Annotated in this window: 23 protein-coding genes; 10 read left to right on the plus strand and 13 right to left on the minus strand. The window is 50.3% G+C overall.

Annotated features, from left to right (window positions below):
• The first annotated feature begins 115 nt into the window (after positions 1–115).
• From ACZ5ZV_RS03935 to ACZ5ZV_RS03955, 5 genes are all read left to right on the plus strand, one after another.
• Positions 116–352 (plus strand): hypothetical protein, encoded by a 237-nt coding sequence (locus ACZ5ZV_RS03935; RefSeq protein ID WP_464120121.1) that lies wholly within the window; start codon positions 116–118, stop codon positions 350–352.
• 12 nt (positions 353–364) lie between these two features.
• Positions 365–1582: an EF-P lysine aminoacylase EpmA gene (gene epmA, locus ACZ5ZV_RS03940; RefSeq protein ID WP_464120122.1), complete on the plus strand. Its 1218-nt coding sequence runs from the start codon at positions 365–367 to the stop codon at positions 1580–1582.
• A gap of 152 nt (positions 1583–1734) precedes the next feature.
• On the plus strand, positions 1735–3321 hold the full coding sequence (locus tag ACZ5ZV_RS03945) for a hypothetical protein (protein WP_464120123.1): 1587 nt from the start codon (positions 1735–1737) through the stop codon (positions 3319–3321).
• Positions 3322–3529: 208 nt separating this feature from the next.
• Positions 3530–7201, plus strand: coding sequence for a tail fiber domain-containing protein (locus tag ACZ5ZV_RS03950; RefSeq protein ID WP_464120124.1), 3672 nt, complete (start codon positions 3530–3532; stop codon positions 7199–7201).
• Between the two features lie 155 nt (positions 7202–7356).
• A complete protein-coding gene (locus ACZ5ZV_RS03955) occupies positions 7357–7638 on the plus strand; it encodes a hypothetical protein (protein WP_464120125.1) in 282 nt (93 codons plus the stop codon).
• Between the two features lie 49 nt (positions 7639–7687).
• Here ACZ5ZV_RS03955 and ACZ5ZV_RS03960 read toward each other — a convergent pair whose 3' ends face one another.
• The 6 genes from ACZ5ZV_RS03960 to ACZ5ZV_RS03985 all read right to left on the minus strand — a co-directional run bounded on the left by ACZ5ZV_RS03960 (position 7688) and on the right by ACZ5ZV_RS03985 (position 13201).
• The gene (locus tag ACZ5ZV_RS03960; protein ID WP_464120126.1) at positions 7688–7984 is read right to left on the minus strand and encodes an HU family DNA-binding protein; all 297 of its coding nucleotides are present in this window, start codon (positions 7982–7984) and stop codon (positions 7688–7690) included.
• A gap of 114 nt (positions 7985–8098) precedes the next feature.
• Entirely contained in the window at positions 8099–9358 is a 1260-nt protein-coding gene (locus ACZ5ZV_RS03965) for a glycosyltransferase family 4 protein (RefSeq protein WP_464120127.1), read from the minus strand.
• Between the two features lie 3 nt (positions 9359–9361).
• Positions 9362–10474 (minus strand): hypothetical protein, encoded by a 1113-nt coding sequence (locus ACZ5ZV_RS03970; RefSeq protein WP_464120128.1) that lies wholly within the window; start codon positions 10472–10474, stop codon positions 9362–9364.
• Positions 10462–10923 (minus strand): 8-oxo-dGTP diphosphatase MutT, encoded by a 462-nt coding sequence (mutT, locus tag ACZ5ZV_RS03975; RefSeq protein ID WP_464120129.1) that lies wholly within the window; start codon positions 10921–10923, stop codon positions 10462–10464. Before mutT ends, ACZ5ZV_RS03970 begins: the two co-directional genes overlap by 13 nt.
• Positions 10910–11896, minus strand: a complete 987-nt coding sequence (locus ACZ5ZV_RS03980; protein ID WP_464120130.1) for a quinone-dependent dihydroorotate dehydrogenase — start codon at positions 11894–11896, stop codon at positions 10910–10912. The genes mutT and ACZ5ZV_RS03980 overlap by 14 nt, the downstream gene beginning before the upstream one ends.
• Before the next feature lie 30 nt (positions 11897–11926).
• Positions 11927–13201, minus strand: coding sequence for a Glu/Leu/Phe/Val family dehydrogenase (locus ACZ5ZV_RS03985; protein WP_464120131.1), 1275 nt, complete (start codon positions 13199–13201; stop codon positions 11927–11929).
• Between the two features lie 109 nt (positions 13202–13310).
• Between ACZ5ZV_RS03985 and ACZ5ZV_RS03990 the strand changes: the two genes are divergently transcribed.
• A complete protein-coding gene (locus ACZ5ZV_RS03990; RefSeq protein WP_464120132.1) occupies positions 13311–15020 on the plus strand; it encodes a hypothetical protein in 1710 nt (569 codons plus the stop codon).
• Here ACZ5ZV_RS03990 and ACZ5ZV_RS03995 read toward each other — a convergent pair.
• A complete protein-coding gene (locus tag ACZ5ZV_RS03995) occupies positions 14992–15909 on the minus strand; it encodes an alpha-ketoglutarate-dependent dioxygenase AlkB (RefSeq protein WP_464120133.1) in 918 nt (305 codons plus the stop codon). The two genes, ACZ5ZV_RS03990 and ACZ5ZV_RS03995, sit on opposite strands and share 29 nt — an antisense overlap.
• Before the next feature lie 115 nt (positions 15910–16024).
• Here ACZ5ZV_RS03995 and rfaE1 point away from each other — a divergent pair, with 115 nt between their 5' ends.
• The 3 genes from rfaE1 to ACZ5ZV_RS04010 all read left to right on the plus strand — a co-directional run bounded on the left by rfaE1 (position 16025) and on the right by ACZ5ZV_RS04010 (position 18129).
• Positions 16025–17053 carry a D-glycero-beta-D-manno-heptose-7-phosphate kinase gene (gene rfaE1 / locus ACZ5ZV_RS04000; protein ID WP_464120134.1) on the plus strand — a complete coding sequence of 343 codons (1029 nt, stop codon included), beginning with the start codon at positions 16025–16027 and terminating at the stop codon, positions 17051–17053.
• Between the two features lie 16 nt (positions 17054–17069).
• On the plus strand, positions 17070–17447 hold the full coding sequence (locus ACZ5ZV_RS04005; RefSeq protein WP_464120135.1) for a DOPA 4,5-dioxygenase family protein: 378 nt from the start codon (positions 17070–17072) through the stop codon (positions 17445–17447).
• Between the two features lie 202 nt (positions 17448–17649).
• On the plus strand, positions 17650–18129 hold the full coding sequence (locus ACZ5ZV_RS04010) for an FKBP-type peptidyl-prolyl cis-trans isomerase (protein ID WP_464120136.1): 480 nt from the start codon (positions 17650–17652) through the stop codon (positions 18127–18129).
• 31 nt (positions 18130–18160) lie between these two features.
• Here ACZ5ZV_RS04010 and ACZ5ZV_RS04015 read toward each other — a convergent pair whose 3' ends face one another.
• The 6 genes from ACZ5ZV_RS04015 to ACZ5ZV_RS04040 form a co-directional block, all read right to left on the minus strand.
• Positions 18161–19009, minus strand: coding sequence for a hypothetical protein (locus ACZ5ZV_RS04015; RefSeq protein ID WP_464120137.1), 849 nt, complete (start codon positions 19007–19009; stop codon positions 18161–18163).
• Positions 19006–19749, minus strand: a complete 744-nt coding sequence (locus ACZ5ZV_RS04020; RefSeq protein ID WP_464120138.1) for a TIGR02147 family protein — start codon at positions 19747–19749, stop codon at positions 19006–19008. Before ACZ5ZV_RS04020 ends, ACZ5ZV_RS04015 begins: the two co-directional genes overlap by 4 nt.
• A 141-nt stretch (positions 19750–19890) precedes the next feature.
• A complete protein-coding gene (locus tag ACZ5ZV_RS04025) occupies positions 19891–20616 on the minus strand; it encodes a substrate-binding periplasmic protein (protein WP_464120139.1) in 726 nt (241 codons plus the stop codon).
• Between the two features lie 8 nt (positions 20617–20624).
• Positions 20625–20927 carry a KH domain-containing protein gene (locus ACZ5ZV_RS04030; RefSeq protein WP_464120140.1) on the minus strand — a complete coding sequence of 101 codons (303 nt, stop codon included), beginning with the start codon at positions 20925–20927 and terminating at the stop codon, positions 20625–20627.
• Positions 20928–21027: 100 nt separating this feature from the next.
• On the minus strand, positions 21028–21813 hold the full coding sequence (locus tag ACZ5ZV_RS04035) for a hypothetical protein (RefSeq protein WP_464120141.1): 786 nt from the start codon (positions 21811–21813) through the stop codon (positions 21028–21030).
• A gap of 60 nt (positions 21814–21873) precedes the next feature.
• Complete coding sequence (locus tag ACZ5ZV_RS04040) at positions 21874–23049, minus strand: MFS transporter (protein WP_464120142.1); 1176 nt, start codon at positions 23047–23049, stop codon at positions 21874–21876.
• Between the two features lie 330 nt (positions 23050–23379).
• Between ACZ5ZV_RS04040 and rlmN the strand changes: the two genes are divergently transcribed.
• Positions 23380–24579 (plus strand): dual-specificity RNA methyltransferase RlmN, encoded by a 1200-nt coding sequence (gene rlmN / locus ACZ5ZV_RS04045; RefSeq protein WP_464120143.1) that lies wholly within the window; start codon positions 23380–23382, stop codon positions 24577–24579.
• Positions 24580–24587: the final 8 nt, after the last annotated feature.

The following is a 24587-nucleotide window of genomic DNA, read 5'->3' on the forward strand; positions in this document are numbered from 1 at the left end:
GGGTGGCAAAAGGGGTCAAAATGTTCTGGCAAGGCATTTGCTTTATATAAAACCAAGGAGGTTGCTGGTGCCATAAGGAACCGGCTTACAGCCCAACAAGGGGAGGGGAAAGATTATGAGAGTACTTCTAGCAGCGTTAGCAACAGGTTTCATGATGATGGTTGTGCACCTCAATGCTCAGGCGGCAACCTTGGAAACTCCCAGCTGTCAGATGCAAAGTGAAGGTCTTTTCGACGGAGCTTGGGTGAAGCACCGTATCGTAGTGAACGAAGATGTCGTTTATGGCGCCAATGACCTGGATTCGATCTTGTCCCAGCTTGATTCCTTGCGCGATCAGGGCCTTTGCCGCTAAAGTGGCAGGGCTTTGAATCGAAATGAATACCTAACCCAGATTTGGTCTCCCTATCCCGCAATGCCCGACAATGCTCGGGCCGCCGGGCGCATTTATCAAATCGAGCGGGAAGACGGTGGATTAAAGCTGACCCTTCACCGCGACTCAAAGACACATAAAATTCAATTTGAAAAAGCACCGCCTTATTCCGAACACCTGATGGAAGGTGACTTGGTCGCCGTGATTTCTGCGCAAGAGCTGATCTTGTTGGCGCCGCAACGCCAGGTGCTGCCGAATCGGTCCTGGAACAAAGAAATGACGATGCGGTGGGGGCTTTATTTGAAAGCTCTACGGGCTTTTTTTGTCGACCAGGGTTTCGTGGAATTAAAAACTCCAAGCCTTGTGGTGTGCCCCGGAACGGAGCCGAGTTTGGATGTGTTTTCAACCGAACTGAAAGTGGGCTCTAAAAAACAAAAATTGTTTTTGCCGACAAGTCCTGAACTGCACTTGAAAAAGGCCCTGGCTTTGGGGGCTGAGAAAATCTTTGAGCTGGCGCCGTGTTTTCGTAACGGCGAAGTGACGGAACGCCATCAGCCCGAGTTCCTGATGCTGGAATGGTATCGGGCTTATGCGAACCTGAAACTCATCAAAGAAGACATGATTTCGCTAGTGCAGGTGTTGGCGAAAGTTCTGGGCGTTTCCGCTCCCACAACCGTGCGCTCGTTTACGGTGGCCGAGCTATTTAAAATTCACTGCGGTTTTGAACTGAAACCAGAGACCTCCAAAGACGAACTGAAGGCGCTGGCTGAAAAATGCGGTGTTGATGTTCGCAGCGCCGAAAGTATCGATGATTATTTCTTTTTGATCTTCATGGATAAAATCGAAACCCAGCTTCCTGCGGATGAATTGATTTTCGTGGAAAAATATCCTCCCTATCAGGCCGCGTTGGCAAGGCTGACAGCGGATGGCTGGGGGGATCGCTTTGAGGCCTACTGGAAGGGCCTTGAACTTTGCAATGCCTTTCATGAGCTGAATGATCCTATGGTTCAACGATTGCGTTCTGAAGAGGATCTTGAAAAGAAAGTGTTGATGGGTAAAGAGGCCGTCGCTTTGGACGAGGAGTTTTTCCAGTGTCTTGAGGCTGGACTTCCGCCCAGTGGTGGGATTGCTTTGGGTGTGGAACGTCTTTTCATGGCTTTGACCGATGTCCAGAACATCTCAGACCTTCGTTTGTTTTCTCAACAAAACTAAGTTCACTTTTATTATATCTTGAAAACTTCAGTCTAGTTCGGAGTCCAAAGGACTCCCATTCTTTATTGTTCCTTGTCAGTCTTTCAGAGCGAATAAAGCTAATGTGAAATTATCTTTAAATAAAGACTCATTTAGAGTGAAAGGACAAGCGAATGTTATTTAAAAGCTCTCGAGTAAGAGTGGTGGCTGGAATGGTGACTGCGGTGACTGGAACAGCACTTTTGATTTCTGCATGCAGTGGCGGAGGTTCCTCAGACAGTCCTTCGGACAGCGCCGCCCTTGTGATCAGCGGTGGATTTTCCGGCGTAAGTTTGCAGTCCTTGAAAAAGCCCATGGCGAAAAACGGCGACTTCACGACATTTGCGGCCACTGACTACACAGTGATTTGCGCCATGATGGTTGAACCCTTCACCGCAGGTCACAGCGCGCTGTCGGATGATGGCAGTTTCTCATTGTCCATCACGGGCGGTGCCGGACAGCCCATTGGATGTATGGTGGTTAAATCCGGAAAGCGTGTAGCAGACTTTGAATTCACGGCCGCCGAAGCCGGGATGACTGGGGCCACAGGTGGATCCGGTCTTGCCGTCAACCAAGGAGCCACGGCCATTCAGCTTCCAACAGATCTGTCTATCACGGATGCGAAGGTGTCTGTTCCCGTGGCAAACATCACTCAAAATTCATCGGTTGCTCCGGCAGTTGCCTGGGCTGATCCGACGGGGACTTGGAGCATCACGGGCGCTTGTGAAACGTCCTTAAATCAAAACGGGATTCCGGTGACCAGCTGTAACGGGGCACAAGGCGCAGATGACATTCCAACCTCCGTTTATCTGAAACAGTTGCAAGCCACAAAAGATGGCGCAACAAAAACGGGCTTGTCAGTTTGGAAAGACGCGGCGGCTCGCCTGGCTTGTGGTGACAAAGAAGGTATCACCTTGGATGGTGGCTGGACGGCGACGGGTGGCTGGGCTGGTGCGATGACTGGTGGCGTGTCGATGGATATCAGCAACACCAACAAGCTGGGGACCTTGGCGACGAAAGCTAAAGTCAGAATGCATCCGGATCACAACAGCCAGATGACGGCGGTGTGTGGAAAAACGACGAAGACGGGCGGCGGCGCGATCGTTTCTGGAACTACACTTTGCAGTGAAGTTGATTTCACTGGTGGTGGCTGGGGCATGGGTGAAGATGCCTGTAAGCTTTATTGCGTGATGGGCGCTTTGAGCAGCGGGGGCGACAATCCTGACTTTGATTGGGGTGCGGCGACTTGTAAAAAACGCTACAGAGTCTTCTGGGAAAACAACAATGAACTGGCATCAGATAAGGACTATCAAGGACCGGGTTCGGATGCAGGTGTGTTCGCTAGCGGAACGTGTTCTGACACGTCCTTTGACGGTTGCCGTGATTCCGTTTCCGGCAAAGTGTTGTTCCAGATGGAAAAAGCCCAGGACCAGTTCATGCTGGGGGAATTGTTCATCATCGGTAACGTAGGGACTGTGATGGAAAATCATCATTTTAACTCCACATTCCCAAATGCAGATCGCACAGGCACAATCACTTGCGGTGGTACTTACATCGACAAGATGACCTTGACGCAAACAAGTTCTACAACAGCGTCTGTGACTGTTGAAAACAACTTTGTGGCGGATCTTTCCAATCCAGCAGAGTGCGCGACCAACGAACACTTTGCTAAAAACGCCAACGAAGAGCGCAGCATGACTTTGAAGCTGGTCAAACAATAGTCCAGCTTTTCTTTTAGAGTATAAAGTGAAAAAACCCCGAGGAAATCCTCGGGGTTTTTTTGTTGAAAAGCCTGCTGTCAGAGCCTGTCTTATATCGAGACAGTTCCCGAATAAACTGACGTACAACCACGGAACAGTTCGTCCAAATCCGAATTAATATTGCGAAACTTTATTAACGCCATCTGGGAATGTCGCCGAAAAGTACTATATGAGAACACATATAACGGCACGTACTTGGTATATGGCTGTGATCCTCCTGCTTTTTTCAGATCTGGCAGGGGCCACTCCGACAACATTGAATTATCAGGGGCGTATTCTGCGACCCGACGGAACGGCGTTGGAATATAACAACGTCAGCTTTGCATTTGAAATCACAAATGCCAGTGGATCTTGTGTCTTTTACCGTGAACAACGTGATGGCGTGAACATGCAGGGATCCAAAGGGGTCTTTGATATTGCGATCGGCGAAGGCAGCAAGCTGTTTCCGACGGCCAGCACGTACAGTCTGCGTGACGTTTTTAACAATTCCATCGCGCACAGTTGCAGCGGTGTTGCCACTCCTTACACTCCGGCCCATGACGAAGTCCGGGTTCTACGGGTTCAGTTTCATGACGGAACCGGGTGGAAGGCAATCACCCCCAACAACATCATCCGGGCCGTGCCCTTTGCAAACTATGCTTACTCGTCTTCACGAATCGGTGACAAGCTGCCGACAGACTTTGTTCTGAAGAATGAAGTGACCTCGTGTATGGCGGGTCAGTATCTGACGTTCGATGGGACCAACTTCCTTTGCCAGAATGATGCCGGCGGAGCGGGAATGGTTTCAGATTTGAATGTGACAGGCCCCTACCTTGTGAAAAGTGGAACGGCCTCTATTCCCACGATCTCGGCTGTCATCGGGAACTCGGCGGGCACCCTGGCTGCGGGCAATGACAATCGATTTTTGAATGCCGAAAAGATCCATGGGGTCAGCGTGAGTGCGACGGCGCCAACTGCGGGACAGGTTTTGAAACTGGACGGCTCCAGCACCTGGGTGCCAGCGACGCTGACATCTGCTGATATTGCCGGATTGGATACGGCGATGGGCAATAAACTTTCTTCCTCCGTGTTGCCATCGGCCGCTTGTACAGCAGGGCAGGCCGTGGTGTTTGTGACTCCGGCCAACAAATTTGAATGTCAGACTTTAACAATCACCGAAACTCAGATTTCCGGCTCGATTTCAGGGGCCAAAATTTCTGGGGATATTGCTGGTAAAGCCAGTGGCATCACCGGGGTACTGCCGGTTGCTCAGGGAGGTACCGGCAGTGGGACGGCACTTAATAACAACCGGATTATGATTTCCAACGCCGGGAAAATTGTTGAAGCCCCGGCCTTGACAGACGGGCAAATTCTGATTGGTAAAACAGGGGATGTTCCGCAAGCGGCGCTGATAAGTGCCGGCAGTGGTGTCAGTATTAATAACGGTCCCGGTGGTATTACGATCAGTGCCACGGGAACGGGTGGGACGATCACCTCAGTCAATCCGGGCACCGGTCTTTCAGGGGGCGGCTCTTCCGGAGCAGTCACGTTGAATTTAGCTAACACCTCCGTTGTGGCGGGAACTTACGGGACGGCGACAAAAGTTCCGCAGCTTGCGGTGGATGCACAAGGTCGTTTGACGGCGGTCACAGAGGTGACCATTGCCGGTGTTGCTCCTGCGGGAACTGCAGGTGGTGATCTGGACGGGACCTATCCCAATCCCGATGTGGTGAAGCTGCGTGGAAAAGCGATTTCAGCCACGGCACCCACAGCCGCAGGACAGTTGCTTCGCTATGATGGCACTCAGTATGTACCAAATTTCTTGAGTCTTGCTGACATTCGCTCGACTGTGACTCCGGGAAATACGATCTTCCCTGGTTCATCCTGTGCAGCGGATAAAACTTTGACCTGGTCTTCGCTGACAGATTCATTCACGTGTCAGAACATCTCCATTACGGAATCCAATATCTCCGGTTCGATTGCTTCGGCTAAAGTGAACTTTGGGTCGCAGTCAGCAAAGACTTTCTTTGCCGCACCATCGGGTGCCAGTGGAGCTCCGACGTTTAGAACTATTGCGGCGGCAGATCTTCCTGCGGGTGGATATGACAGCACGTACTTCAAACAGGGCGGCAACGCCTTCGGAGCGACTGCCAATATTGGAACGACCGATGCACAAAATCTGCAGTTTGTAACAGGTGGAACCGCTCGCATGGCCTTGACAACAACAGGACGCCTGGGAGTTGGCACAACGGCTCCCGCTTCGGGTTTGACTTTGGTCAATGATGGTGTCGGGGATGCCAACGATGATCTTGGTATTTTCACGTATTCAACCACCAACACTCCGGCTCTCATCATGAACAGATCTTATGGTACTGCCGCCGCCCCGGCTGTGATGCCGGCGGGAAGCTTGGTGGGCTCTATCCAATCGCGAGCTTATAACGGAGCGAGCTTTGCCGAGGCCGCGGGTGTACGTACTTATACAGAAACTGTCTGGGATAGTGCCACTCCAAGCACGATTAACGGCGCTTTAAGTATTGTCACGATGACCGGAGGCTCTTCGACGGAAAAGCTTCGTGTGACCTCGGACGGGATGGTCGGGATCGGTGTTTCTGTTCCAAACAAGCACCTCCATATTCAAAAGGATCAGGCGTCTGATACAGCACTGCTAATTAAAAACTCCAGCACGAGTGATAATGCCATGGCGGCGGTGGATTTGGAAACTGATGGCAGTGGTGTGCAATTGATCAGTTATGGGACCGGAGTGACCGGCAACTGGGGGGGAGGCACGATTCCCAAGGCGGATTCAGTCATGCTTCGAAGTTATACAACAAATCCGGTAGCGAACTTTGGGGTGGGGACCGGCAGTGCTCATCCAGTGCACTTGGTGACCAGTGATATTCCTCGAATGACGGTTGCTGCTACGGGAAATGTCGGGGTGAATATGACAACTCCGATCAGCAAATTCACCGTTGCTGATTTGTACGTGGGTGGAACTGATATGACGGGGTTGGGAATTGCTGTCTATGGTGCTGGAAATGATCTCGGTGGTTTGACTTTGTGGGATCGCGATGAAGATTCCGCCACAATAAATGATGGCGATACGACGCTTTATTTTGGTGATGACATTCAGGACAGTCTTCGCTTTGCTTACAAACAAAGCGGCTCGGCGATGTCAGAAAAAATGCGTTTGACCAGTTCCGGCTATCTGGGGATTGGCACCAACAATCCCATAGGTCATCTGCATGTTTCTTCCAACGCGCAATACACATCGATCGTCAATGCCAACACGGCCGCGGGTGGTCAGCAGTGGAAGTGGCTGTCCTCGTCCACGGCGGCTCCTCTAGGAGCGAACGCCATGTGTTTTGCCATTGGTGTTTGTTATTTCAGTTTGTACACAACCGGAAATGCGACCTTGGCTGGAACCTTGACTCAATCCTCAGACCTTCGCTTTAAAAAAGACATCGTCGATATTGACGGAGCTTTGAATGACATTCTGAACCTGCGGGGTGTGACTTATTACTGGAAAGACGAAGAGAAAGATCAAAGCAAACAGATGGGTTTGATTGCTCAGGAAGTGGAAAAGGTCTTCCCCGAGGTTGTTGAAACGGATGCCAGTGGTTACAAATCCGTAGCCTATCAGAATCTGGTGGCGCCCCTGATTGAGGCGCTCAAGGATCTTCATGCGAAATGGCTGGGGGATTCCCGGGAAATTCGCAGTGAGCTTTCGACACAAAAGCGTGAGATCGCCTCTTTGAAAGAGGAAAACGAACGTCTTAAAAAGAAAGTCGAAGAGATTACGATCATTAAAAAGTCTCTATGCAGCAAGGATGCGAGTCTTGCGTTCTGCCTAGAGGAGAAGTAGGGCCTCCGATAAATCGTCGATGTTCGGACGGAAAAGCCGAGACGAGCATGTGCTCTGGCGGGTGAAAAAAAGACAAAAAGGGAATCTTGACTGTTTTATTTGCGGGGCCTCCGTTAGAAAGGGGCCTCTTTTTAAATTCTAACGGAGGTTCCAATATGAAAGGTCTTTTGATTGCTGCTTTGGTGTTTGTTTCTGCTCCTGCATTTGCCGGGAAAATGAAAGAGATCTACACGATGACCAACGAAAGCGTTTATGAAGTTTTGGGTTTTGATGAAGGAATCGCCGCGATCGAAGGTCATAAATTTGTGAGCGTCGCCGGGGCTGATCTGGCTGTGCAAACCACTGTTCGTGTTTACGATGGCAAGACTTATACTTGCGTGACGACGTTTGTGGACTCTGAGTACTTCTATCAAGTGAATTATACGACTTGTAAGTAAGCTGCTTCATTCGCAGAAATTAAAAAGGGAGCTTTGAAGCTCCCTTTTTTTATTCTTTGCCGTCGTCCGGGCCGCCGTTGATATCCTCTTTCAACTCTTTGCCGACTTTGAAGAACGGCAATTTCTTTTCATCAACATTGATGATTTCACCTGTGCGGGGATTACGCCCCTTATAGGCACCATACTGACGGTTCACAAAGGAACCAAAACCACGGATTTCGATACGGTCATCGCGCATCAAAGCTTCAACCATAGAATCAAAAATGGTGTTCACAACGGTTTCTGCTTTTACACGGGTGATACCCGCTTTTTCAGAGATCAAATTAATCAAATCCGCTTTTGTCATGTTCTCGCGTCCTTCAGAACTTCCAAGATCTCAACTGACCTACTTAAAGTATTGATAACACTCTCGATTATACAGAAGAGCCGGGGGCTGACTACCACTTTTCAATGATTTAACTCAATGCTTCTTATACAAGCCCGTATTGAGCAGGATTTTACGATAAGCATCAAGGACCGACTGGACCATTTTCTGGGTGTCAAACAGGTCAACAACCTTCTGGCGGGCTCTTTCGCCGATTTCTTCGGCGGGCATCGTCCCGGAAAAGATCTCAACCAGCAAATTACTCATAGAGTCGACGTCGGCAGGTCTGAGAAGGAACCCGTCGCGGCCATCTTCGATGATATTGGCAATTGGGGACACTTCCGAACCTAAAACGACCTTTTTCTGAGCCATAGCTTCTAAGGTGGAGGGCTCAAACCCGGTTGTACGAGAGCCCATATTGACGAAGACATCACCTAAAACAATGTAATCTTCCAGTTCCCCCGTTGGAACCGCGCCGGTCATGATCACGCGGTTGCCCAGGGCCAGGTTCAGCACTTGATACTCGATTTCTTTAAATTTCGGCCCATTGCCGACAAGTAAAAGGTAACTGCCTGGTTTTTTGATGGCGACCTTTTCGAAAGCCCGCAACAACGGAATGACCTCTTGAACTTCGGTCATGTCGGTGATGGAAACAGCGACATGGGCGTTTTCAGGAATGCCCAGTTTTTTTCTCAGCTCCAGGGATTTTTCTTTCGGATTCAAGTCGCCCAGTTCGATCCCGTAAGGCACCGTGTAGGTGTGGAAATCCGGATAAAGATAATATCTCTCCAGAATGATTCTTTGTTGGGGATTGGTGACGAAAATCCCGTCGGCGGTCGAAAGCAACTGACGGTCGCCACCATAGTAGGTGGTCAAAAACTTATAGGCTGTCGCGATTCCGGTGGTCAGCATGCTGCCCAGGGTTTCCTGCTTCATCGCCAGAATGGCAAAAAGCTGGGACATCTGAGTAGCTTCGACATCGTAAGCCATCGCCACTTTGAAATTTTTTTTGCGAGTCCCGACGCGGTAACCGGACTTGTCGATGCTGTGAAGAATGTGAAATGGATCTTCCTTATGAAGTTGTGCGAACTTCTGGCGAACCGCCATTTGAAAGCTTAAATGGGACAGATTCTTTTCGCCCTCGAACAGATAATGAACTTTCACACCATCGCGAAGCACTTCCGGCTTTTTCATGGCAGAGCTGGCCGCCAGAACTGTGACCTTGTGTCCTTCGCGAGCCAGACCCTTGGCAATTGGCCACAAAAAACCATGATCGGTCGCACGACTGAGAATCGGAAAGCGATGGGATGTCAGGCAGATATTGAGGGTTTCCGGCAGACGGGACTTTTTGACCATGTCCTATCTTAGATGATTCAAGGCCTTGTTGTACAGACGATTGAGTTCATTCATGGAAGAGTCGATCAGATGGCGGTCTTCAGCCAGTTTTTCAGACAGGGACTCCGGAAGTTTCAGATGGCTTTTGGCCAAAAGTTTGATGAGGTCTTTTTGCAACTGTCCTTGGTTAAGAACCCAGCAATTCACCGTGTTTTTCCAAAGGTCGGAATGCACACTGGTCTGACGCGAGTCCAGTATCAAAACAGCCTGAGACTGAATCGCCCGCAGATAGTATTCCGTCATTTCCACCGGAGTAAACTGCTGGCCTGCGAGCATCAAAGCCGTGCTTTTTTGAAGCAGATTTTGAGTCAGTGAAGCAGACAGAGGTCCAGTTAGCAGCCAGCGATCCCCGCATTGGAATTCTTCCATCCAGGCGGCGAATCTTTTGCGATCACGCAGCGACCAGTGAGAATACGTTCCCCACAAAGCCACTTTATACTTCTGCGCAACCGTGCGCAGGCGGATGAAGCTTTCAGATTCCGGATTGAAACGAGGTTCATTGAAAGGAATCACCACATAAGGCTTTTGTGCCAGGGTTTCCAGTAAATGCAGTTCGCTGCTTTCGACGGCTTCTTCGGAGGGAGGAGTCGCCTTCAAATCCAGAACCGGCGGTAAAATTCCGCGACCCTGGCGGTTGGAGCGAACATCCAGTCCACGCAACAACCCCAGTGCTTCCACGGTGGGGCAGGTGATGATGTCACTTTCTTCGATCAGATAGCGAACCGGATTTCTGCGGCTCAGGCCTTTGCGGATATTCAGAAGGGACGTCGTTAAAACACAAGTCGGATGGGATTTGGCGAAGGTTGAAAGTACCATCTGCGCGGGGCTCATGCGGTCTTCATCCAAAAGGACATGCAGGATTTGCGGTTGCAGGCCGAACAATCCCGGGATGATGCGAATACCTTCCAGGAAACTCCATTTTTTGAAATAACCCATGAACTCGATACCGCTGGTGTCGCGGGGAGTTTCACCGTAACTGGTCAGCAGAATAACTTCATGTTGTTGCGCCTTGAGAGCTTGTGCAAGCTGCCAGGAAGTCGCATTCACATGTTTGCTCACCAGTATTATTTTCGCCATTCAAGTCCTAAAGCTTTGTAGATCTTGTGCAAGATCTTGCGGTTGGCTTCCGGAATATTGCGGTGTTTGAGCTCTTCCGGATGAATCCATTCCAGCATCATGTGATGCTTGGCACGGGGTTCGCCTTTCCAATATAGGATTTCATAGAATAATATGAGAATCCCTACATCTCCGTAGGAATGAGTGCAAGCCAGCTTCAGTTCGCCTACTTCGGCTTCAATGCCCAGCTCTTCGTTTAATTCGCGAGCCAAAGCTTCTTCCGGGGTTTCGCCGGTTTCAATTTTGCCACCAGGGAATTCCCACTGGCCAGCCAGTGAATTGTTCTCAGGACGTTGACCGACAAGAATCTTGCCGTCTTTGCGCAAAAAACCAGCCACCACAGGAATCCAATGACCCTTGCGGATTTTTGATTTCTTAGGTTTTGTCTCCACTGCGCTATCGCCCGTCATTATACCTTCTTGCTACGTTATGGAAGAAACCTGGTCCATGGAACACAAGTGCAGAATAAATTTGAACAAGATCGGCGCCCATTTGCAATCTTTCAAAGACATCTTCTGGGCTCATAATGCCCCCAACGCTGACTAAAAGCAGGCCTTCACGTTTTTTGCCTAAAGTTTGAACAGCCACTTCCAGTGCATGCTTGGAAAGATTCTTTAAAGGAGCTCCCGACAAGCCCCCTTCGGCAGGAAAGTGGCAGCCTTCAGGGCGGGACAGAGTGGTGTTTGTCAGCACAAAGCCATCAACACCCAGCTCCTGACAGTTGTTTACGGCTTCAGCCAGGCCCTCATCGCCCATGTCCGGCGACAGTTTTACCAGAACGGGTGTGGGCTCAAAGTGAGAGACGCGTTCCACAATCGGAGAAATCAAAGAGCGCAGATTCTCTTTTTTCTGAAGATCTCGCAGGCCGGTCGTATTGGGGCTGGAGATATTCACAACAAAGGCATCTGCAAACGGACGGAAATGGTCCACCAAGGTCAGATAGTCATTCACCGCACTGTTGTTGGGGGTGTGACGATTTTTTCCGATATTTACAAAGATAGGGGTGCGATAGTTTGGCGCATAGGAGGCCAGATTATAAAACACCTCTTCCGCGCCATGACTGGGAAATCCCATCTTGTTCCACATGGCCTGAAGATTCAGATCGCGGTCCATGATTTTGCCTGGATTCGGTGTCTGTGCTCGGGGAGTGACGGTGCCGACTTCCACGAAACCACAGCCCAGGGCCCACCAGTCTTTCAGATGTTCCGCATTTTTATCAACACCACCGGCAATGCCCACAGGGTTGGGGAAGTGAAGATCCCGCCACGTAAAGCTTTTCCAGTGCGGGATTTTTTTGCCATGAAGAAGTGCGTAGGCAGGTAAGGCCAGCGAGCTCAGGTCGTGAGCCCACTGGGGTGGTAAAAGAAGCCAGGGTTTTTTCATGAAATCCAGTCCCACATCCTGCCCCAAGCACTAGCGAGGGTACAGGCCTCTCAAAAGCATCGCACGCTCAAGACGTTGAACAGAAACCGCCATTGCTGCGGATCTCATGTCAATGTTCTTTTCTTTAGCCAGGGAATAACCCTTGTCGAAAGCTTTTGTGATAATGCCTTTCAAGCGACCATTGATTTCCTCTTCGTCCCAGAAGAAGGACATAGTGTCCTGCACCCACTCGAAGTAAGAAACAATCACGCCACCGCCGTTGGCAATAACATCCGGAGCAATGAAGACACCGCGTTTATGAAGGATCTTGGTCGCCGCATTTGTGACAGGACCGTTGGCGCCTTCGACGATGATTTTTGCCTGGATTTTTTCAGCATTGTGCGTGTCGATCTGGTTTTCCAGAGCGCACGGGAACAAAGCATCACATTTCACTTCAAGCAGTTCTTCGTTGCTGATCGGCTGAGCTTTTGGATAGCCCTTCAGGAACTTGTGAGCCTTGATGTATTCCATGACGTCAGGAATGTCCAAACCGTCACCGTTGAAGATACCACCGGACACATCGCTGACAGCCACGATACGGGCGCCACGCTCAAAAGCGAATTTCGCCGCGAAAGAGCCCACGTTACCGAAACCTTGGATGGCGATGGACGCGCCCTTCAAGTTCATGCCACAAGCTTCAAAAGCTTTTTCCGCAACATAAACAACACCCAGACCTGTGGCATGGTTGCGACCCAAAGAACCACCGACCTCAACTGGTTTACCAGTCACAACACCCGGCTGTGCAAAGCCGCCGTTTTCCTGAGAATAAGTGTCCATGAACCAAGCCATGGTCTGAGGATCTGTGCCCACATCCGGAGCCGGGATGTCTTTTGTCGGTCCAACAAAAGGCCCGATCTCAGAAGCATAACGACGAGTCAGGCTTTGTTTTTCCGCGCGGGAAAGTTTGGTTGGATCAACAGTGATACCACCTTTGGCTCCACCCAATGGCAGACCCAAAACAGAGTTCTTGAAAGTCATCAAAGCCGCAAGGCCCACAACTTCAGAAAGGTCCACATTCTGGTGGTAACGGATGCCCCCTTTGTAAGGGCCCAAGGTTGGAGAATACTGCACGCGATAACCTGTGAAGACTTTCACACTGTGGTCGTCCATGCGCACAGGGACGGAAACAGTGATGCAACGACGAGGCCTTTTCAGACGCTCTAGGATGTTGGGATCACAGTTGATAATTTTGGCAGCTTCATCGAGAGTTTGAATGGCGTTTCTGAAAAGAGGCCCGTCATAGAGAGGCTCTATCTTGTGTTCCATGGTATGTGTCTCCTTAAATACACCGAAAAATTTTATTGAAGTAAATACTCAAAGTCACTCCGGAAAAAGGTGATGACTCGATGATTCTTTTTGGCCACAATGAGGCCCTATGCTTCGGTCTTGGTTATGTTTTTTCAGCCTTATAGTCGTCAGCTCCAACGTCTTTGCCGCCAACCCGCAACGAGCTTTTCTTGAGCAGTTTCAAAGCTCTCGCATCAGTTTCCCCGGCGACAATTCTCCTCTTTTGGCAGACAGCCCGGGGCGTTATCCAGAGCCTCTGAACTTTATAATGACCAACATCATCAGTTGGATTCCGACAGGAGCGCCGAAGCTGATGTCCACGGCATGTTCCCCTGAAGTGTGGGCGGCACGATTGCAGGACCCGCGCGTCCAAAAGTCGGTTCAGTTGCAGGGGGCGTTGGTTCAGAAATACTTCCAGGACTGTCGGACGGAGCTAGAGACCGGCGACGACGGCTGGTTTATGAACGTTCGACGGATGATGACGATGAAGTACGATCCTCAGGGGCATCCCTTCCTGCGCCGGGTGGTCGTGAATCTGCCGGGCAATGTAAAACTCAAAGGTTTGCTGGGACTCAAGGGGGATATGAAACGCCGTCCGCTGGTGATTGTGCGTCTGGGAATTTTCTCAAATGTCGAAGACTTCAAGCCCGAGCGTGCGTGGCTGATGATGCTCTTTGAACAGTCGCCCTTCAATGTCCTGATGCTTGAAAACATGTCGAGCCCTGACTTTGTGGCCAACAACAGTCGATTCTCCTTCGGCGGTTATGACGAAGGCATTCAGAACATTCAGGTGGCCCGGTTGTTGACGGACCCGGTGGAGCCACTGTCGCAGTTGGTGGACAGCATACACCTTTTCGGGATCAGCCTGGGGGGGCATGGGGTTCTGTATTCGTCTCTGTTGAACAAATACAACTCGCCGAAGCGAGGACCGCTGATCAACTCGTTTACGGCCCTGTGTCCGGTCGTGAACTTGCGCGCGACGATGGAAAGCCTGACCCACAGTGGGGTGAAGTCAGCCTTTGTGGATTTATGGAGCCGTCAGCGTTTGCAGGGGTTGGATAGAAAAATCCCGGCGCTTGAAAGTTTTGAAAGCTTCTCTTACCTGAGCAAGGCCATCTCTGAAATTGCCCGAACATATCATGGCGGTCTTTCGTATGTGAACTCGGTCCGACTGCCTCCGGGGGTTGAAGACAATACTCACTTCTGGGAGCTCAACGATTTCTGGCGTCACTACAAACATGTGGAAGAGCCCGTGCTGGTTTATGCAACTGAGCAGGACCCGGCGGTGCCTTACGATTTAAACTCCCAGCAGTTGCAGAACAAAGAATTGAAAGTGGACAGTAAAAACATCCGGGTCGTGGAGCTGCCTCAAGGGGTTCATTGCACTTTACCGGTGCCCTATGACTGGTCTGCGATCACGTCCTTGTTCCAGTCGTATATTCTGTCTCATTCCCCGGACTTCAAAATGACCGAGAGACATCTGGATGTGGATCTGTCGGACGAGGAATGGAAAGGCTTCTTTGATCAGGGTTCCAGGGTGCGGTTTGAGGTTGAAGAGCCCGGCAAGAAATCCGGCTTTGTGACCATCGCGCTGGAAGTGGAAAATACCAAGGGCAAAGAAAAGTCCATGAACCTGAGCCTGCCACTGTCACAATTTGACTTCCGTTTCCTGAATCAGGATATGACTGGATCCGAGCAGGAAATGATCGTGCGCTGGTTGAATCAGAATCTGAAAATCTCCATCGACCAGAGTGCGGGCAGGGCGACGCTTAGGGCTGTTTGGCCAGTTGCTCTTTAAAAAACTCGGAGTGCTCGGCCAGTTTTGTCATGTAACCGCGGACGTCCTCTTGGGCTTCCGCAGACAGGCGATAAAACGGTGTGACGTGTTCATCGGGAACATAGCGGAACGTGAAGTTGATCCGGCGGGTTTCAAAGTTGTCGATCTCGTTTAATGGGAAGATATGGTTTTCCTTGCGGTCCACACGCTGCACCCGGTGGAAAAGATGCTTTTTGAATTTATCTCCGCCAAAAATCTGCAAAGAACTGTCTTCCAGCCACTGTTGAAAGACGACGCTGGATTTGGACTCTGTTCCCTGGCTGGACACAAACTGGAAGAACGCACGTTCACCGAAGGAAATTGAAGCCACCGGCCCTGGTTCAAAATCCTTGTGCTCGCCCACTCGGGCGCAATCATTTTTCTTGCCGTCTTCACCAATCTGGTCGCCGTAATAGTTAATCAGACATGTGTTCAGATGCCAGCCCCGGGGAATGTCGCGTGGAGCATAGGTGTCGTGTATCAGAGCTTCAATTTTCTGAATCAGGTATTCCAGGATCGGCGGGTAACCTTCCGCAGTTACACAGCGGTTATAAATTCCTTTGGGAGGGTGATAGTAGTTCAGGCAGGCAAACTGCCAGTTCCCCAGCCAGTACACCGGGCGCAGAAGTGGCCGCTGCTTTTGGTTTTCCGGAGGCGGATTGTTTTTGGAATAGCGCATTTCCCAGATCGGATAAAGTGTTCGCAGGTATTCCATGATCTCGGCCTTTTCCCGGGCTGAGATGTAATTCTGTTTATAGATCAAACCATAGGGCAGGGTTTTTTCCGAGGAGCGCTCAGTCCCGTGGTTGCGAACAGGGGCGCCTTTGTGGGCGGGGGATTTGCCTTGAAACTTGCCTTTGGGTTTGAACATAGGCTGCAGGTTCTATCACGAGGCCCGCCCCAGAGCCAAGTCCGGGGTTTTAGGGGTGACAGTCCCGTCCCCATGGGCTACAAAAGAGCCATATCAGCTTCCGGAGATTGAAAAAATGACAACACCCGTAAAGGCCACCGTAGGCCCTCAGGAAAAAGAGCTTCTTTTAAATCAGATCCCCTTTCTGAAGGGTAAAAAGATCCTGATTATTGGCGACGTCGGTCTGGACGAATACGTCATGGGTCAGGTTCGTCGTATCAGCCCCGAGGCTCCGGTTCCGGTGCTTGAGGTGGAAGAAGAAGACATGCGTTTGGGGTTGGCGGCCAATGTCGCTCAGAACGTCGCCAGCCTGGGTGGGGAAGCCATGTTGATTTCTGTTGTCGGCGACGACACCGGGGCGAATCTGCTGCGCGAATTGTTTGAAAAAAATGGCGTCAGCTGGGAATACATGATCGTGGATAAAGCCCGTCCGACAACCCGCAAGACGCGTGTGATGGCCAAACACCATCACCTGGTGCGGGTGGATTACGAGCTAAAAAAATATCTTTCTGCCGAAGCCGAAGCCCGATTGATTGAGGCTGTGGAAAAGAATGTGGCCAAAGCGGACTGTGTGGTGATCGAAGATTACGCTAAGGGTGTGATCTCTCGCAATGTGGTGGAAAAAGTGTCTGCTATTTGTAAAAAGCACGGCAAAAAGCTGATGGTCGATCCACACCGCAACAACCATGGCTCATTCTATCAGGGTGTGGATTTGATCAAGCCCAATTACGATGAAGCTGTTGTGTTGACGGGCAAGGACTTCAATGATCTGCGCGACAATCCAAATAAGGTGATCGAAGTGGCGCGTGAACTGCAAAAGATCACCGGCGCGAAGGAAGTTGTTCTGACTCGCGGAAAAGATGGAATGACCATCGTTTCCGGTGACGAGATCACGGAAGTTCCGACCTACGCCCGCAAGGTGTTCGATGTGACCGGAGCCGGTGACACCGTCATTGCCACATTGGCGTTGGGCTTGATGTCGGGTCTTTCTTTGGTTCACTCTTGTATGTTGGCAAACTACGCCGCAGGTGTGGTTGTTGGCAAAGTGGGCTGTGTTCCGTGTGAAATTCCTGAGCTGAAAGAGTATATCCAAACAGCTCACTAAGCGATTGGGGGGAGCGATGCAAAAGACCTACACTGTGAACAGCAAGCTTTTGCCAGCAGGTTTTCCCCGTGAATTTGATGCGCACATTTACTTTGATGAAGCTCATCGCGAAAAGGCGGCTCACTTGCGTGATGAAGCCATTCGGATGTTTGAAGGTAAAAAAGTTTTTGTGGGTGAGATGATTCCCGAAGCCATCGGACCTCACCCCGTACCTATGTTTGAAATCAATTTCCCCAAAGAGCATTTTACGGAAGTTGTTCTGTGGCTGATGCATGAGCGCGGCGAGCTTTCGGTCCTGGTGCATGAGTTGACCGGGGATGATTTGTATGACCATACTCAGGCGGCCTTGTGGCTGGGCCCGGCCGTGGAGCTCAAATACGATAGATTTAAGTAATCTTCGTGTTATTTTTTCTTTATTTGGACTGGCCAGATGCCGATAGGATGTTATACTGGCAAGCAAGACCGCAGTTCTTGCCAGGTCGCCCATGTGATCCACGTGACTCAAATTGATACTTGTTAGCTGTTTTTTTAGATACTGAACCGCAAATGCATCAGGGTTTTGAACCCAACAATGTTTCGCCAACAAAGGACATGCTATGAACGTTCAGATTGTATCGTTTCACTGTGTTCTTAAAAACAGGCTGGGTCAGGTCATCAGTTCGACCTACAACCGCGATGTTCTGACCTCTTTGCCGGGTGCAGATCACTCTCTGCCGGGTTTATCCGTTGGTTTAAAAAATATCCGCAAAGGTGAAAAGCGCCAGATTGAACTGAGCGCTGGAGAAGCCTATGGGTTCTACGACACCAGCAAGGTGTTGGAGCTGGCGCGGGAATCATTGGTCGGAGGCTCTCAATTAAAAGTGGGGGAAAGTGTTCTTTTTGCCCGTGAAGGCAAAAAGGTCGAAAAGTTCAGAGTGACCGATCTGTCGCAGGACCGAATCACTTTGGATGGCAATCACCCTTTGGCCGGCCAGGATCTGATTTTTGAAATCGAGGCTTTGGAGGTTCGGGAGGCCACGCCGGAAGAGATCCGGGAGTCACTTCCTGAAGAGGATGAAGGTATTGTCTTGCACTGATGAATGATAAAAAGGGCCTCAAACGCCCTTTTTATTCACAACCCATGACGGTGCGGAGCTCAGACTGAAATGGAAGCTTCGTCTTTTTGACTTGTTCGCAGCTATCATTGACCTTATGTGCACATATCTTGGATGTCGGAACGCCCTGGCTTCGCAGTGTTTGCAGAATTTCAAGGGCGGCTGGGGCACTTTGGATGTCGCTTCGTAAAAACCAGTTGGTCAGGCTGATTGAACCGACGCAAAGATCCATATTGATGTTCCAGTCCTTCATTTTGCCGATAAAGGCCGGGCACTCGTAATCCAGAGCGCGGAAGATCAAAGATTCGATCTGAGATGGGGTTATCATTCTTTTAAATCGTTGTTCAGGCACGGACTCTAGCTGCTCGCGATTGCACTGCATGATTGCAGTTTCCATTGTAGCAAAAGAAAGGGGACTGTCCGGTTGCAGCAGCTGCCAAAGTGCGATGGAGTTCTTGTAGTCTTCGTCAAAGATTCCAACGATGGGCAGAAGCTCATGCAGAACCAGAAGAGTTTTCTGTTTTTCGCTGAGATTTTTCCAGGCGGTTCGTGAAACCACAATTCGGGGAGGAACGGCCAGAGGCTGATTGATGGCCGCCACTTCTCGGCCTTCCAAAACAAGTTTTTCGACCGAAGAAAAGACCACTGTGGTTTTGGCATTCTCCAATACTTCGCGGTGGATGGAGGCGCCGTTTTCAAGAGGTAACGTCCAAGGCAGGCGGTCCAGAGTCGAATCTAAAACGAGTAAGAACTCGGCCACAAAGGGGTCACCGCCGTTGGTTTCCTGACCGTCATTCATGGCTGATGCGTGGGTTGAGAAACTCAGAATACAGATTAGTAAAGCTGTCAGTGTCAGTTTCATAGACCGTCCTCTTTGACGGGGTAAAAGGCGCTGCTAAAGTTATAGACTGCGTTCAGTTGGCTTTTTCTTTTTTCAGCCAGACGATGAATTTTAAGACGCGCTTCACGGATAATGTCCTTCATCGCCGGGATGTCATCGGTGTGAATTGCAACGGTGAGTGTGCTGTTGTCGCGTTTTTCCAAGGGAACTTCGTCCAGCGCTTTTTGGGCCATCTCCAGATACTTCTTTTGCAGGTTGCGGCGCAGATCACTTGTGTAAGGGATTTGGACCGTGGTCAGATTTGAAGGCGTATATCCCGTTCCTTGAGTGTTCTTTTGCAGAATTTGATGGTTTTCCAGGAATGCAATAGTCTGCTCAACCTCACCAATGGACATGCCAAAAAGTTCAGCCAGCATCGGAAGGTTGCGGGAAGTGTTCGGAAGCTTCAGGGCTTCCAGCAAAATGGGATGGACCCAACTGTAGGTGGACTCAAAGAACTCTGCATTCAACGGATTGAAGGAGTGCGTTTCGGCAACGGCATTTTTTAAGGCATCGGCTTCCTCTGCAGAAAGCTTTAGACAATCCACCCACTTGGCCACCGTTTCGTCCGAGGGTATGCGCAGGCCATTGAGGATTTTTGAAAGAGAGCTGGGGTCCGTCTTAAGCAGTCGGGCGAAGGATCTTAGAGAGAACTTGGGATTCTTCTCTTGGCGTTTCTTCAGCTGAGATTGCATGAATTTCTGTACAGTCATGGAGTTCATTAATTCATGACTCCACCTTGCTTTTAAACAAAAAAGTGCGGCGCCCATAGGAAATGTGGCTTGAGTCAAAGCCACATGGTGCGTTGCGGTAGATCTGGCGAGATTCAAAGCCAGTCCCAGGGGGCCTTTAAATTTGAGATCTTAGCGGTACTTGGCAAAGATCCTTTCAAGAATTCCGTCGGTCTTAAGTTTGCGGATGGCGGCATTAAGTTCCCCAATGGGCAGAGGGGCGCCTTTGCGCAACCAACAGCGCACGGGAACTTCTTCCACAACCAAGCCCCGACTGTGGATCTTGGAGTTTTTGTTGTGACTAAGGTAATAGGCCAGATGAACGGCCTCAGCCAAGGCATAGTTGAAACGAGAGCTTTCGAGTTTCTGCAAATTCGTTTCTTCGTTGGAAGAGTCGTCTCGAATCAGTTTTCCGGAATCGAACCTGTCTTGCAGAGTTGGATAATTGTACTTTAATACGGTGCCGATTCTTTCCCCCGTCAATTGATCAAGAGATTTCGGGGGCGTCGTTTTTGAAACAATCAGGTTTTTTGAAACGAAAAGAGGCTCGGACCAGAGGACGTCTTCATCGCTGATGTGGGCCCATTCTCGGGAGGTGTAGCAGTTCAGATCAATTTTGTTTTTTTGAGAATATTCCTTGATGCGAAATTTTGGCAGCACCAGAATTTCGATCTTTTGGTTTATTTCCTTACTCAGGGCGAACAAATATTCTGCGGTAATTCCTTTGGGAGGGCCTTGAGGGTTGGCAATATACCATGGCGCCGACATGTTTTCGCCGATCACCGTTTTTAGCGACGGTGCGGCCTGCGCAGTCTGAATCAGACACAATAAAAGAAGTAAAATTCTCCAAATAGGCACGCGCCATCTTAGTCTCGAAAGAAGGGAATTTCAACTATGGCGCGAAATCCTTTCCGGGCAGAGACAGAACCAATAAGAGTTCTGACCGCAGAGATGTTCTTTCCTTTGGATCCCAAAATTTGCCCGATACAGTCTTTGCTGCATGCCACATGGTAAACTGTGGTGCCCTCACCCACCTCGAGGCTGACTTGAATGCTGGAACTGTCGGTCACAAGTTCTTTCACCAGATCAAAAAGAAGTTGGCGTCCGTCTTCCCGGTGTTGTGAAAGACTTGAATCATCAGAGCTGGAAACAATCTTCGGTGTATTCATGCCATCAGCTTACGCAAGTTCCCCGAGGATGTGCAGATGGTGTGCAAAAGAACGCGACTATCGAACAATTGAAACTGGGGCTTTGTGCAAAAGCCTCGAGCTATGGAAGATCTTTTTCGATCGCTGAAAGCGCAGTCCAAAGCAGGGGGCCTCCACCGGTAAAGCTGGCAAGGTCTTCACGCGACAGTGGCAGCAGGCGCAGTTCCGGCTTTTGATTGCGGGGATTCAAGCGCATTTCCAGTCGGGCTCGTGAATAGCGGGAAGGGTTTTCGGGGTCTAAAAATAGAATTTCCTGAGCGTTTGAATCAGCTGTTACCTTTAGGACAAAATGGAATCCGCGGATTTCACTTTCGTCAAGAATGGGAATCATCGGATCGCCTCCACGAGGCCCGCGATCACGGCGTCCCATAGGGGGAGGCGGTGTTGGGCGAGAATCATAGCGCAGCAGAAGAATCTGTGGTTCTGGAGACAAGAGATCGTTCAGAGTCAGCTCGCTGTCGGAAAAGTAACGCCCCTTGCCCGCATAGCGGTGTGTTCTTCCAAGCAGTGAATCCAAATTCTGCATGTATTGAATCAATTGCGGTTCAATCAGTCCGCGGTGAATGTCGATCCCTTGAGTTCGACTGAGCAGTTCGGCCTGCTGAAGCAGTCGAATCTGCTGGTCCTTATCAAAGGTGCCGTATTCAAGTTGCAACCAGTTGATGGCGCTGGCGGGACCGCACAAAGAGCTGGGCCCTTTCCCCGGGATGATTCCACGCAGGTAAAGCTGTTCGTCGTTTTGGTTGAGCATCAAGACCGGCAGTTGAGCCTCGGGTGGCAAGTTCACCGGAGTGGCTTGTGCAAATTGCGAAATCAAAATAAGGATTAAAAAAAGCCCAGAGCGCATGGGCTTGTTTTTAAATAAAATGGGTGCGAATTTCCTCTGAAATCATGGAAATTGTAAATATTAACGGGCCTGTGTGGAGGCTTGCACCAGCAGCGAAGGTTTTTTGAAAAGCCAAGCGTAGCTGTTGACCATGACGAAGGAGGCTATCAGGAAGAAGGACCCGGCCAAAATGGCATTCTGGATTCCGATAAAGTCTGTCAGTTTTCCGATCGCCAGATGCATCAGGATCAGCATCAGGGAATCTGTGGTCATCATATAAGTGACGGCGGTGTCCAGATCCTGCGGGAACTCGGAAGAAATCCAAGAGATTGCCAACGGATAAAAAGGAGCCACGGCCAACCCCGATCCCGCCAGGAAAAGAGGATGAATGAAAAGCCCCGCCAGCATCAGGATCAGGCTTCCGACCAGAGACGCGGACAGCAGAAAGCGTGCAGACTGGTGAAAGTGAATCACCGCGAAAATCAGGCGCCCCACCATCATGCACACGAAGAAGTAAGTCACATACAGGCTGGAAGCTTCCATCGAGAAACTCCAGGTGCGTTGCATGTACAGAGCCAGGCGCGAGGAGATCATAATCTCTGCCGCGACGGCGAAGCTGAGCATGATGGCCAGAAACAGCTGCGGCTTGAGATTCTTTTTCTTATTGGCGCGATGTTCATCGTCCGTCACGGTCGAGCGGGAATGCAGGGACTTGTGACTGGGATGATAGGTATACGCCAGCAGGCACAAAGGCCCCACCGAGGCGATGGCAAAAGTCCAGCGCCAGCTGCCGGTCAAATATTCGATGGATGCCGCCAGCAAAGGTGCCATCAGACTGGCCAAGCCATACATGGTGTGAAGTCCGGCCAGCATCCGCTGCTTGCGCTCGGGACTGGAACCCATGGGGACCAGAACATTCGGCACCAGGCCCAGAATTCCCATGCTGAATCCAAAACCAAAACTGAAGATCAGAAAGACCGGGAAGATCGGAGAAGCCGCCAAGCCCAAAAGTGAAACAACCAGTCCGATGGTGCCACCTTTCAGAACGGTCAGGCGATCATAACGGCGCAAAAGATAGCGGCAGGCATAGCTGGAGATCAGGCCCGAGATATTGCTGAGAGCGAACATCAAAGAGCCCATGCCGTCACTGACGGCGAACTGCTTAAGGATTTCTGGGAAGAGGGGCCCTCGGATATTGTCGGTCAGACCGAAAACAAAAAGGCTGGCATAGGACAGGAAAATAAAGGGCCAAATCATGCCCTTCAATATAGAGATGCGCCCGGGAAAAACAAGAGAGGAAGTTTGCAACTGGATTCTTTCCATAGGTGCCGACCGGCTTGTGACCGAGCCCTCATATTGGGCGTGGCTTTAAGGCTATAGACAGCTCTGATTCCTTGTAAGTTTTCCCGAAAAGCCCTCAAAAACCCCCTTCCTGAGGTCCCAATTATATGAAATCCCTAGGAAATGAAGGGGGCTTATGCTACAAACCCTGCACACATAATCCTTTAACCAAACGGGGTCGGCCGACAGATCGGTGAAGATCCCAGCTGTAACAAGCACGGCTGTAACAAGCCAAGGAGCCCGAAGATGGAAGCAAACGCCGGCAGCATTCTTGCGCCCGTTAATTATTCTGACGACAACGTCGCCAAACCCCTTGAAAATCAACCGGTCAATTTCTACTCCCTGACTTTGGAAGATCTGAAAGCCTATATCAAAAGCAAAGGCAAAGAGCAGTTCCGTGCTCAGCAGATTTTCAAATGGGTTTATGAACAGCGTGTGACCGATCCCGAACAGATGACCAATCTGTCCAAAGAATTCCGTCAGGCGTTGCCAAGTTTGTTGTCCTTTGATCTTCCTCCGGTGCTTCAGCACTTGAAATCTGTCGATGGCACTCAGAAGTTCCTGTTCGACATGAAAGACGGCATGTCTGTTGAAGCCGTGGTCATTCCTTCCGAAGACCGTCTGACTTTGTGTATTTCCTCTGAAGTGGGCTGTAACATGGCCTGCAAATTCTGTTTCACCGGCAAACAAAAGCTAAAACGCCGTTTGCGCACTGAAGACATCGTTGGTCAGTTCATGCAGGTGCATGATCGTTTGGGTGAGGGCCAGCGTATCACCAATATCGTGTTCATGGGTATGGGTGAACCGCTGGACAATCCAGAAGCGGTCTTTAAAACCATCGACGTGATCCATTCCCCTTGGGGTATCAATCTGTCCCGCAAGAAGATCACGGTTTCCACATCCGGTATCGTGCCTGAAATGTGGCGTGTGGCGGATGCGAAGGTCCGTCTGGCTGTCAGCTTGAATGGTCCGAACGACGAAATCCGTTCTCAGGTGATGCCAATCAATAAACGCTGGAACATCAAAGAACTTCTGGATGCTTGTAAAGAGCACTACCGTGTTTCCAAAGACAAGATCACATTCGAGTACGTTTTGCTTAAAGGCGTGACCGATCAACTGGAACATGCACGTCAGTTGGTGAAACTGGTGAAAGACGTTCCGTGCAAAATCAATATCATTCCGTTCAATGAACATCCGGGTTCTGGTTACGAGCGTCCTGACGATGACACGATCCAGGCGTTCCATACCGAGCTGATGAACCTGGGGGCGCATGTTCTTCTTCGTCGCTCCATGGGTCGTGACATCTTTGCAGCTTGCGGTCAGTTGACCACAGTGAAAGAGCGTCCTCAGACGATGGATATTTCCAACTCTCGTCTGGCGGGTCTTCCTAAATATAAACGTGAACTTTTGGCTGCGCAGGAAGCAGAACAAAACAATCAACACTAGAGGTAACA

Source organism: Bdellovibrio sp. HAGR004 (genome assembly GCF_055397015.1).